The organism is Bacteroides sp. An269 (genome assembly GCF_002159755.1).
In the GTDB taxonomy this organism is placed as follows: domain Bacteria; phylum Bacteroidota; class Bacteroidia; order Bacteroidales; family Bacteroidaceae; genus Phocaeicola; species Phocaeicola intestinalis.
Window position 1 is genome coordinate 19,226 of sequence record NZ_NFJG01000039.1, and the last position, 12,348, is coordinate 31,573.

Here is a 12,348-nt window from a genome sequence, read left to right on the forward strand (position 1 = left end):
CTAACTCTTTTTTAACTCCAGATTGGCATAAATAAACAATAAATGCATTATGAAAAAAAGAAACTTGATTTTGACTTGTCTGTGTGCCTTACCCTTTGTGGCGGTGATGGCTACAGAGCGTATCTACGAAAGGGTGCCGGTGGAAGCACCTTTCCCGATGGATTCGGTCACGTTGTGTTCATTTCCCGAAAAAGATTTTGTGATAACCCGGTATGGGGCTGTAGAGGGAGGAGAGAAGATAAATACCCGTGCTATAGCAAAGGCAATAGAAGCATGTAACCGTGCCGGAGGGGGCAGGGTAGTAGTGCCTGAGGGGGAATGGCTGACAGGTCCTATTCATTTAAAAAGTAATGTCAACCTGCATTTGCAGGAAGGTGCGGTATTGCGTTTTAGTGACAATCCAGCCGATTATCTTCCGGCGGTGATGACTTCGTGGGAAGGGCTGGAGTGTTATAATTATTCTCCCTTGGTATATGCTTTCGGGTGTGAAAATGTAGCTATTACGGGGAGCGGTACACTGGCACCCAAGATGGATACGTGGCGGGTATGGTTCAAGCGTCCGCAGGCTCACCTGCATGCATTGGCACAGCTGTATTCCATGGGCTCTACGGATGTACCGGTAGAGCAACGTCAAATGGCACAGGGTGAAAATAACCTGCGTCCGCACCTGATTCATTTCAACCGTTGTAACCATGTGTTGCTGGACGGGTTCAAGATCCGGCAAAGCCCATTCTGGACCATTCACCTGTATCTGTGCAACAGCGGTGTGGTGCGTAACCTCGATGTTCAGGCACACGGACATAACAATGATGGTATCGACTTCGAGATGAGCCGTAATTTTCTGGTAGAACATTGTACCTTCGACCAGGGAGATGATGCCGTGGTCATCAAGTCGGGACGTAATCAGGATGCCTGGCGCCTGCATACTCCATGCGAGAATATTGTGGTCCGTCATTGTGCCATCCGCAAAGGGCATGTGCTGCTAGGTATCGGAAGCGAGATGTCGGGTGGAGTGCGGAATATTTACATGCACGATTGCACAGTGCCCGAAAAGGTGCTCAGGCTGTTCTTCTTGAAAACCAATCACCGCAGAGGAGGCTTTATTGAAAACATCTACCTGGAAAACATTGAGGCGGGCGATATGTTGCGTGCTTTCGAAATAGATACCGATGTGCTTTACCAGTGGAAAGACCTGGTGCCCACGTATGAGCGGAAGCTGACCCGTATACGGGGAATTTATATGAAAAACGTGCATTGCAAGTCGGCGGATGCCATCTACGAATTGAAAGGTGAGGCCGAAGAGCCTATCCGGGATGTCTTTATCGAGCAAGTAAAAGTAGACACCGTGCGCCAGTTCGTCAACCGGATACATCATGTGGAAGGATTGCACGAGAATGGTGTCTCTTACGATGTGTTGTTGCGGAAATAATTGCGCCTTGCCACGCAACTATATGCGTGGAGGTGTGATAATAGTTGCAGGGCATGGGGCATACAGGTGCGTCGGATGTTCGATTGATAATCTGATGTTCGTATAGCAGATTGCCTGGAGAACGATATCCCGGTGTACAGACAAAAGTAAACCTCCTCATCCGTCGGTACACCGGGATTTGTTGCCGTTTGGGATATCCGGGAACTTGGATGTACACGATTTTATAGGATTTTGCATGATTATCTATGTAGAGGATGGTATATTTTTCCTAATTTTGAAAATAAAAAAACACGTATGAAAAGACAAATGCTGCAAAGCGTCATGGCGTGCCTGCTGGGGATAGCGGGTATGTCTGTATCTGCCCAAAATCAAGTGGCAGCTCCGATGAAAGATGTCAATCAGGTGACCGACCTTACCTTGGACAGCTTGAACAAGGCAAATACCGTGCGTCCCGTTGCCGGGTCCAGCCGGAAGGGAGACAATCCGGTATTGTTTCTTGTGGGAAACTCGACTATGCGTACCGGTACTTTGGGTAATGGGAATAACGGCCAGTGGGGCTGGGGATATTTTGCCCACGAGTATTTTGATGAAAACAAGATTACGGTAGAGAACCATGCCTTGGGTGGAACCAGTAGCCGTACCTTTTATACCAAGTTGTGGAAAGACGTATTGAAAGGTGTGCGTAAAGGCGACTGGGTCATTATCGAACTGGGGCATAATGACAATGGTCCGTACGATAGCGGACGTGCCCGTGCATCAATTCCGGGCATAGGGAAGGACACACTGAATGTGACTATCAAGGAAACTGGTGAAAAAGAAACTGTTTATACCTATGGTGAGTACATGCGCCGGTTTATCCGTGAGACGAAAGCGAAGGGTGCTCATCCCATCTTGTTCTCACTTACTCCGCGCAATGCGTGGGAAGATGCCGACAGTACCATTATTACGCGTGTAAATAAGACTTTCGGGTTGTGGGCAAAACAGGTGGCAAAGAAAGAGCACGTACCCTTTATTGACCTGAATGAAATATCTGCCCGTAAGTTTGAGAAGTTCGGTAAGGAAAAGGTGAAGACGATGTTCTATCTGGACCGTATTCATACCAGCACCTTCGGGGCACGCGTAAACGCAGCGTCTGCTGCCGAAGGTATCCGTGCCTGCAAGGGACTGGAGCTTGCCAAATATTTGAAACCGGTAGAAAAAGATACGGTGACAGGTGCAAGCCGTAAGGAAGGATGTCCGGTATTGTTTACCGTAGGCGACAGCACGGTGCGCAATCAAGATGAGGATCCCGATGGACAATGGGGTTGGGGAAGCGTGATTGCTGAATTGTTCGACTTAGACCGTATTACGGTAGAAAATTGTGCCAAAGCCGGGCGCAGTGCACGTACATATCTGGAAGAAGGACGCTGGGACAAGGTGTACAATGCTCTCCAACCCGGTGATTTCGTCTTGATTCAGTTCGGACATAACGATGCAGGTGACATTCATACCGGAAAGGCACGTGCCGAACTGCCTGGAGCTGGCGATGAAAGTAAGGTTTTCTTGATGGAAGCTACCAAGCAATATAATGTAGTTTATACCTTCGGGTGGTATCTCCGTAAATTTATCATGGATGCCAAGGAGAAAGGAGCCATCCCGGTTGTGTTGAGCCATACGCCCCGTAATATGTGGGATAATGGAAAAATCCAAAGCAATGCTTCTTCATTCGGTAAATGGACCCGTGAGGCAGCTGAAAGAGCCGGTGCCTATTTCATTGACCTGAATAAGATAACGGGAGATAAATTGCAAAAGTTAGGTTACGAAAAAGGATTGAAAGAAGTGATGCCTTATTTCTGTAAAGACCATACGCACACTTCGCTTAAAGGTGCGCGCCTGAATGCGAAGAGCATAGCCGAGGGGTTACAACAGACTGATTGTGCATTGAAAGAATACTTGAAATGATTAATAATTAACAATTAATAATGGTGTGTTTCACCACAGAGAATACAGAGGCACACAGAGGCTTTTCAATTTACAATTTGACAATTTCCTATTTTGATATGAAACGTATTTCGTCAATCGGGAAATAGTAAATATATAATTCTTCTGTGTAACTCTGTGTCTTCTGTGGTGAGGAGCCTTAAAAACGAAGAACCATGAAAAGAGAAGCTTTTAAGATGTATTTGAAGCCTGGATGTGAGGCTGAGTATGAAAAACGCCATGCTGCCATTTGGCCCGAAATGAAAGAATTGCTGGCGAAAAACGGTGTGTTCGATTATTCCATTTACTGGGATAAGGAAACTAATATTCTTTTTGCGTTTCAGAAGACGGAAGGTGAAGCTGGTTCGCAAGATTTGGGCGCACAGGAAATTGTGCAGAAATGGTGGGACTATATGGCAGATATCATGGAAGTGAATCCGGATAATTCGCCTGTATCTGTGCCTTTGAAGGAAGTCTTCCACATGGACTGATTCAATGAAAAATGAAGAACGAAGAATAAAGAATAGGTTTGTGGCTTATTTTTTATTCTTCGTTCTTCATTTTTTATTCCTCATTGAAAATAGGTTCCTCGGTCTGCTGTGGGGTGCGGTAAAACAATACGGCACTGTCATTGGAACGGGGATGTTGCTGTTTCAGCAAGCAAATCATTTCGGCACCAGCCCATATAACCGGTCCATATCCGTGAGCGGCATACACATTAACCGGCCGGTAATAATAGAATGCCGGGTCAAATCCCATACCGGTACCTACGCATACTCCTTCTACTTCACCTTTTTCGTTAATGGCAGATGATACGGCGTGCCATCCCAGTTGTACTACCGGTCCGTAAGCCATGGCATCAATCCAGCCCTTATTGATAGCATGTGCCATGCAATATACATAGAGGGCAGTAGCGGATGTTTCCAGATACGAATCGTTGCGGTCGAGTAGTTGATGCCAGAATCCGTCTTTGCTTTGGCAGGCGGCAAGTCCGCGTACATGGGCACGGAGCAGATTCAGAATGTCTTCGCGTCCTTCGTAGTTTTCGGGCAGGACGTCAAGCACTTCACACATTGTCAGAATTGCCCATCCATTGGCACGTCCCCAGTGGAATGCCGGATGGTCTGTCATGCCTTCTACCCAGCCGTGGCGGAACAAGCCTTTTTCGGATACGAACATACGGTCGGCAAACTGGCGGATTTGTTTGACTGCTTCATCATAATATGTCTGGCGTTTGCTTTCATCATAGCTTCCCATGAGTGCAACGGCAGGGATACCCATGAACATATCGTCCAGCCATACGCTATTGTGATAAGGACGGTTGCGGGCAAAGGTTCCATCGTCCAGCCTGTATTCCTTGTTGATGATAAAGTCGAAATAATTGTCAATCAAGTCATCTACGGGCAGCTTGGCACCTTTCAGCTGCGCTTTGAGCATGGCGGCACATACGGCTCCTGCGTCATCCAGTGCCTTGGGCATTAAGATTTGGCGCATCTGTGGGTCGATGTCCCCTTCTTTTTCGTATGCTTTCCGGAAGTAAGGTGCCACTTCGGCAAGAAACCTGAACCGTTCGTATACATAGTCTTGATAAGCTTTGTCGCCGGTTGCCTCGTAAGCAGCTTGCATGGCGGAATAAGTTACTCCCCATTCGTAGCTGGCAAGACGGAAAGCTCCGCGTTCCAGTTGGGCATGTCGGTCTATCCGTGCATAGTCGGTGATGCGTTCGCCTGTGCGGCTATCTGTCACGTGGGTGGGCGTGTTTCCTTGCAGGTAACGTAAAACGCGGTCCATGTCCTGTTTGATATCATCGGCGGAGACGACTCCATAGCCTACCCGATAGGCGGGTTTGAGCAGGTGTAAAGGAGTGTTTGAATCATTGACCGGTTGCCCGTTTTCTTGTGCCGAGGCAATGCCTCCCAGGAAGAGGCATGCCAGTAATGCGGTGTTTCGTGTAAATGCGTTCATGTTTTTCTATGTTTTATTTTGAATGATCGAAGTCAAATCCTCTGAATATGCCTTTTTTCAAATCAGGACCGATGTAGAAACCAGGTTGTGTCGGTTGGTTATAAGCTACATTTTCGGTAGCGATGCTGATACGGTATATCGGGTCTTCTGTAAACGGATGGAAACGGTAAGACGTGGGTATTGTCGTGACATAGAGCCGTAAGGATTTGTTGTCGGTGGTACGGAGCAATACTTCTTCGCGCCAGTCTCCTATGATGTCTCCTTGCAGGCAGGGGGTAGACTTGGTACCGTTGTTCGAATCGCATCCATCGAAAGTTGCGATGATGTTACAGCGTTTGTTTTCCCAGTCGTACTTACTGATTCGATTCTTGTCCAGTAGTTCGCGTAGCAGATCACCGTCCCACCATACAGCCATGTTATAGGATAGTCCGGGAACACGTCCAGGAACCACTGTCTCTCCTTTGAAGTTCCGGATGCCGCCTGATGCCAGCGACCACATTTCCACACCATAGTTCGTGGGGTCGATGTCGGCTGCCATACAACGTCCTACATCTGATTTGTCTGGTATCTGGAACAGGATTTCGCCTGTAGCTGCATCGCGGAAAGTAGAACCGTCTTTGCGGTTTTCGTGACATGCCCATACTTGTAGTCTGGGATTTGACGGATCGAACTGTGTCAGGTGCAAGGCATCGCCGTGTCCCAAATGGGTAGAGTACAGTCCTTTTCCATCATGGTCGATGGTGCATGAGCCATAAATGATTTCATCGCATCCATCTCCGTCCACATCGGCTACCCGCAGGTTGTGGTTCCCTTGTCCGGAGTAATCATCCCAGCCGGGTTGGTAACTGTCGAACATCCAGCGTTGCTTCAGTTCCTTTCCATCCCAGTCGAAAGCAGTCAGTGTGACGCGTGTGTAATAGCCGCGGCACATCACTACGCTGGGGTGCTTTCCGTCCAGATAAGCGATACATGCCAGATAGCGGTCGCTCCGGTTGGCACGTGTATCGCCCCAGTCTTGCAGGTTGCCTCGGGCAGGAACGTAATCGATGGTTTTCAAAGCCTCGCCAGTAAGTCCGCTGAATACAGTGAGGTATTCGTTTCCGGTCAGGATACGTCCCTGATTGCGAGGAGGTGCACCTGCATTCCGTTTGCTTCGAGGGTCATTGGGCGAGAAATCGCCTCCTCGTGGGGCTTGTGGGTCACCCGGTTCGCGGTAGTCTGCATTGGCATTGCCTATCACATTCCCTTTTCCGTCTATCGTTCCGTCAGAAGTCTTCATTACCACTTCAGCACGTCCGTCACCATTCAGGTCGTACACCATGAATTGGGTATAGTGTGCGCCGGCACGGATGTTCTTGCCCAAGTCTATGCGCCACAGCTTTTCGCCCGTCAGGCGGTAGCAATCGAAATAGACATTACCCGTGTATCCGTCATGTGCATTGTCATGTGCATTTGATGGATCCCATTTCAAGATAATTTCGTAGTTTCCGTCTCCGTCTACATCGCCGATGGAAGCATCGTTCGGACTATAAGTGTAAGTATCTCCGGCTGGAGTCACTCCGTCGGCAGGATGGTCGAGCGGGATGTTGATGTAGCCTGCAGGTGCATTTGCCGGCAGGGTATACGAGCTGCCTTCTGCTTCTTTTCCATTGACGAGAGGCTTTACGGTATAGACAGCTGCCTGCTTTCCTTGATACGAATCGGTATAGAATGTACCTGTTCCAGCTGGAACGGTGGCTATCTTTGTTCCGTTGCGATACAGATTGAAAGCTGTTTCGATGGGGTCGGAAGACAAGTATCTCCATGATAGAGCTACCTGATTGACATTTTGACGGATGGCCACTACACCACGTCCCAGTTTTTCGCGTTGCATGTGTTCGAAATCGTAACGAGGCTGTGCCGTTCCTGCCATGCAGGTACAACAGAGGGCTATCGGCAGCAGCCATTTGTTTTGTGTTTTCATGTCTTTGTTTGTGTTATTGGTTTTTAATTAAATGACGATTATTGATTTATTTTCTTTCCGTTTACCCGGATATTTTCGTAATGGATGTTTTCTGCATCATCGGTTACGAACAGCGGACGTTCGTCGGGTTGTTCGAAGTGGAAGCTGACTTGGTCGAAAAAAATGTCGCGTGCATGACGGATGTAAAATCCTTTTGCCGGAACAGTACCGAACATCCAAGGTTCAGGGTAGGCTTTTTCGGCTTCGGGTACAGGGTTGACTGCGTCTGCTTGAGTATATCCTCCTTTATAATAAAGGTGTATATCGCTTAGGCTTACGTCTTCGATAATGGCACCGGGTACTCCGCTAATAATGGAAGCATAGCGTGAGTCGACGTTGTAAGCATTGACATGGCTGATGCGGATGCGTTTCATACTCCCTACAGGCGTCCCTTCAGGACTCCGCATCCGTGCTCCCAGGCGTAAGAAAATGCCGGCATTGACGATGTTGCGCAAAGTGATGTTGCTGATAACAATGTCTTCCAAACTACCTCCGTCTACACTTTCTAAAGCCAGTCCCCGGCAATGTTCGAAGATACAATTGGTAATGGCTATGTTCTTGAATCCTCCGCTTGATTCGGTTCCTATCTTGATGCGGCCTGTACGGTAGCCATGGTCGGGAGCTTGAGGCTCGTCCAATTGCCACGAAGCATCCAGCATCGAACCGCGGTCGTAGCCACTGACATAGCAGTCGGAGATGGTGACGTTTTCGGTATCTCTGAAAGTGCCCAAGGCATACGAAGCCTTCAGTACGATGGCATCATCCCAAGGGGTATTGACACTACAAGCCAGGATGCGTACGTTCCGACAGCAGTCTATATCGAATCCATCGCGGTTTGTATCCACTTTCAGGTTGGTGATGGTCAGGTTGTCCACCCCGGTAGCCAGCAGGGCGAAATGTCCGCACTGGAACATATTCAGGTCTTTTAAGGTTACATTCTTGCAGTTTTTCAGGCTGATAGCCTTGTTGCCTACACCGTCCAGCCGGCTTTCTTCACGTGTCAGCCCTTTGCCGTAGATGGTACCGGGACCGCTGATGGTAATGTCTTCCAGTCCGATGCCCCAGATGAGCGAGTTTTGCCAATGGCTGTGTCCGAAGTCTTGATATGTATCATGGCTGTTTGGCTCGGCTGAGTCGTATTTTCCGGTCGGTGTCGGGAAAGCTCCTATGAGTGTGGCTCCTTGTTCCAAGTATAAATGGATATGGCTTGCCAGCCGGATGGAATAACAGGCATATTCGCCTGCCGGTACATAGACTGTTCCTCCTCCTCCGGAAGCAGCTTTTCGGATAGCACGGTTGATGGCTTCGGAATCGATATGAGTTCCGTCTCCAGTGGCTCCGAAATCTTTTACATTGTAAATGGCGGCAGACAGGTGGCTGCAGCCTAGCAGGGCAAACAGAATGTGAATCAGTATTTTCATGGCCGGTGTTTTAAAGATTGTACAAGTTCGGGTAGCATGTAATAGGCGTAGTCAGCCTGTCGATTCGGTTTGTAGAGGCAGAAGTATACGGTTTCTCCCTGCGGAATATAGCTTGTACCGCAAAATACGGGCGCATCTGTCTTTTTCCCAGACGTGAAAAGTGTCATCGGCGTTTCTTGCTGGTTCCCGTCGCACAGGCGGACTTCGATATGTGGAGGTACGAGTGCTTGAGTCACCCGCAGATGCATTATTTTTCCATGATAGACGGTTATTTGGTGACCTTCTATATTAAATATATTGTCGCGGCAGGTTTCCGGAGCGATATCGGTGGAAGGGGTGGGCGAATCGAAACCTCCCAATGCCCAGACCAGCCTGACGCTGTCGGGCAAAGAATGGTTCGTTACTTCCAGGATGAAGCCTTGCGTGTCTTTCAGAAGGATGTGCCGGATGATGAGGCTCTCTTTCATCAGTGTATCGTTTGTTTTTAGCCATCTGTCTTGTCCGTTTCCGGTTATGCCCAGTCTTAATGTCCCCGACCCGTCGGGCATCGGATAGCTGCCAGCATACTGTGCTTTGGCAGGCAGGACATGGCAAACTATGAAGCAGATGACTGCCCAAATGTATTTCTTCATAATTGGTCAATATTTGATGTTGTCTATGTGTTTGTAGTGCAAAAGTAGTGTTTTCCAGCATACAGCTACATGGAATATTATACAGAAACCTTGATATTTGTGCAAAAAGAAAGGGAGGGTATGGAAAGCGTGGAAAATCTTCTTAGTTTTGTATTGTTTTTTAGTTGATGAGGCGATAAGGTTTTCAGATACCTTAAAATATAATGAATGTCCGCAATTAGCCAATTCGACTGAGTTGAAAATGCAGTAGTACTGCGTTTGCCGATGAAGTATATATTCGTAGGCGGATGCAGTATATATTCAACCGCGAATGCAGTATATATTCAACTGCGGATGCAGTATATATTCATTTTTTAGGGGTATGTATTGGATGAATGCGGACATTCATTAAAATATTATTAAGGACCTGTTAGAAACTGTTTTTGAATTTATCGTGCGATGATTTGGTTACCCAAAGCACACACGAAAACGAATACATCAAGCCAGGAAAAAACTTTTTGTAGAAATTCAAAACAATTTCTTAGTTCATCATCTTGTGGATTTGTCTACTCATGTTTAAATTATATTGCGATGAAAAAACAATGGATTGCTTTGCTGCTGGGGAGTGTTTTGTCGGTGAACGGCATTTGTGCCCAAAAGCAGTGGTTTGACGAAAAAGACCTGACTCTGACAGGGGCTTATTATTATCCCGAACACTGGGACGAAAGCCAGTGGGAACGAGACTTGAAACGAATGCACGAATTGGGATTCGAGTTTACGCACTTTGCCGAATTTGCCTGGGCGCAGCTGGAACCCGAAGAAGGTATCTACGATTTCAGCTGGTTGGACAAGGCAGTGGAACTGGCTGCCAAGTACGACCTGAAAGTCATTATGTGTACATCTACTGCCACTCCACCCGTATGGCTCAGCCGGAAATATCCGGAAATACTCGTCCGGAACGAAGATGGTACTATCCTCGACCATGGTGCCCGTCAACATGCCTCTTTCGCCTCGCCTTTGTACCGTAAGCTGGCTGCACGCATGATAGAAGCTCTGGCGCAGCATTATGGCGATGACCCGCGTATCATAGGCTGGCAACTGGATAACGAACCAAATGTGCAGTTTGACTACAACAAGCAGGCCGAACTGGGGTTCCGCGATTTCCTGCGCCAGAAATACCATGATGATATCACTGCGCTGAACCGCGCCTGGGGAACTGCTTTCTGGAGCGAGGTATATGCATCATTCGATGAAATTACTCTCCCCAAGATGGCACAGATGTTTATGAATGCCCATCAGATACTGGACTACAAGCGCTACGCTGCACACGTGACTAACGACTTCCTCAACGAGCAGTGTCGCCTTATCAAACAGTATGCACATGACCAGTGGGTTACCACTAATTATATTCCCGATTACGACCGAGGAATTATCGGTGGAAGCAGGCAGCTTGATTTCGTAAGCTATACACGCTATATGGTATATGGCGATAATGAAGGAATCGGACGTCGGGGCTACCGGGTTGGAAACCCCTTGCGTATTGCTATGGCAAACGATTACGTACGTCCGATAAACGGCACTTATGGAGTAATGGAACTCCAGCCCGGACAAGTTAACTGGGGAAGTATTAACCCACAGCCGCTTCCCGGAGCTGTCCGTCTGTGGTTGTGGAGTGTTTTTGCCGGTGGCTCCGACTTTATCTGTACTTATCGTTACCGGCAACCTCTTTATGGCACCGAGCAGTATCATTATGGAATTGTAGGTACTGACGGTGTGACATTGACTCCCGGAGGTCACGAATATGCACAATTCATACAAGAGATAAAGACTCTGCGAAAAGAAGCCGCACCTCTCGACCATAAACCGGAAGCCTATCTGAAGCGCACTACTGCCGTGCTTTGGAATCCGGAAAATTATTGGAGTATGGACCGCCAGAAGCAAAACCGTACCTGGGATACTTTCCATCATCTGAATCATTATTACAGGGCATTGAAGGCGTATGGTGCACCGGTAGACTTCATTTCCGAGGAAAAAGACTTTACCCAATATCCTGTGATGATTGTTCCGGCATACGAACTTGCCGATACTGCGTTAGTCGGCCGTTGGATGAAATATGTAGAGCAGGGAGGTAATTTGGTGCTGACATGCCGTACAGGACAGAAAGACCGTTTCGGACGTTTTCCCGAAGCTCCTTTCGGTGCCATGTTGGATAAACTGACAGGAAACCGGATTGACTTTTATGACCTTTTGTTGCCCGACATACCTGGAAAGGTCTCAATGGATGGAACAGATTATCTATGGAATACATGGGGTGAAATTCTTGTCCCTGGCAAAGAAAATGAAGTATGGGCGACTTACAAAGATGAGTTTTATGATGGAAGGCCAGCCGTTACTTTTCGTCGTTTAGGTAAGGGAACAGTTACATATATCGGTGTTGACACGCGTGATGGCAAGCTGGAACGCCGTATATTAGACAAACTTTATGCCCGTTTACAAATCCCTGTACTCGACCTTCCTTATGGGATTACTCTTGAATACCGTAATGGATTCGGTATCGTTTTAAACTATAGCGACCGTCCTTATCATTTTAATCTTCCAGATGATAGCAAAGTGATGATAGGGACACCTGATATTCCTACAGCAGGTGTTTTAGTATTTAAGTCACAAATGAAAAGTAGTGAATGATAACTGATGGATATACAATCGGTTTATTAGGCATTGTTCATGAAAATCTATAATTAAGCTGTTTTGAATTTATCGCTCAAAGTAAATGCATCAAGCAAAAATATTTTTTGTAGAAATTCAGAAGCTGTTTTGAATTTATCGTGCGATGATTTGGGATGAGTTTTTGTGGCATTTCCGCTTCTGTGATGAGGAAGATAGCGGGCTATCTGACGAAGAACAGGAGCGGAAAGGACCAAAAAATCGCCCAAAGCACACACGAAAACGGATACATCAAGC

At 47.4% G+C, this 12,348-nt stretch carries 8 protein-coding genes; 4 read left to right on the top strand and 4 right to left on the bottom strand.

The genetic code is table 11. The features are described 5' to 3' along the window. The first annotated feature begins 106 nt into the window (after window positions 1-106). The 3 genes from B5F71_RS09370 to rhaM all read left to right on the top strand — a co-directional run bounded on the left by B5F71_RS09370 (window position 107) and on the right by rhaM (window position 3,879). A complete protein-coding gene (locus tag B5F71_RS09370; protein ID WP_225226445.1) occupies window positions 107-1,429 on the top strand; it encodes a glycoside hydrolase family 28 protein in 1,323 nt (440 codons plus the stop codon). A gap of 294 nt (window positions 1,430-1,723) precedes the next feature. Continuing rightward, entirely contained in the window at window positions 1,724-3,370 is a 1,647-nt protein-coding gene (locus tag B5F71_RS09375) for a rhamnogalacturonan acetylesterase (RefSeq protein ID WP_022039942.1), read from the top strand. 194 nt (window positions 3,371-3,564) lie between these two features. Beyond that, the gene (gene rhaM, locus B5F71_RS09380) at window positions 3,565-3,879 is read left to right on the top strand and encodes an L-rhamnose mutarotase (protein WP_022039940.1); all 315 of its coding nucleotides are present in this window, start codon (window positions 3,565-3,567) and stop codon (window positions 3,877-3,879) included. A 73-nt stretch (window positions 3,880-3,952) separates the two neighbouring features. Here the strand turns inward: rhaM and B5F71_RS09385 are convergent, their stop codons facing one another. The 4 genes from B5F71_RS09385 to B5F71_RS09400 form a co-directional block, all read right to left on the bottom strand. Next, window positions 3,953-5,353, bottom strand: a complete 1,401-nt coding sequence (locus B5F71_RS09385; protein ID WP_087209608.1) for a glycoside hydrolase family 88 protein — start codon at window positions 5,351-5,353, stop codon at window positions 3,953-3,955. A 13-nt stretch (window positions 5,354-5,366) separates the two neighbouring features. Beyond that, on the bottom strand, window positions 5,367-7,265 hold the full coding sequence (locus B5F71_RS09390) for a rhamnogalacturonan lyase (protein ID WP_087209620.1): 1,899 nt from the start codon (window positions 7,263-7,265) through the stop codon (window positions 5,367-5,369). Between the two features lie 89 nt (window positions 7,266-7,354). Then, entirely contained in the window at window positions 7,355-8,776 is a 1,422-nt protein-coding gene (locus tag B5F71_RS09395; RefSeq protein WP_022039937.1) for a glycoside hydrolase family 28 protein, read from the bottom strand. Further along, entirely contained in the window at window positions 8,773-9,408 is a 636-nt protein-coding gene (locus tag B5F71_RS09400; protein WP_087209611.1) for a DUF4450 domain-containing protein, read from the bottom strand. Before B5F71_RS09400 ends, B5F71_RS09395 begins: the two co-directional genes overlap by 4 nt. 570 nt (window positions 9,409-9,978) lie before the next feature. On the opposite strand from B5F71_RS09400, the gene B5F71_RS09405 reads away from it, so the two are divergent. After that, window positions 9,979-12,072, top strand: coding sequence for a beta-galactosidase (locus B5F71_RS09405; protein ID WP_087209614.1), 2,094 nt, complete (start codon window positions 9,979-9,981; stop codon window positions 12,070-12,072). Window positions 12,073-12,348 lie beyond the last annotated feature (276 nt).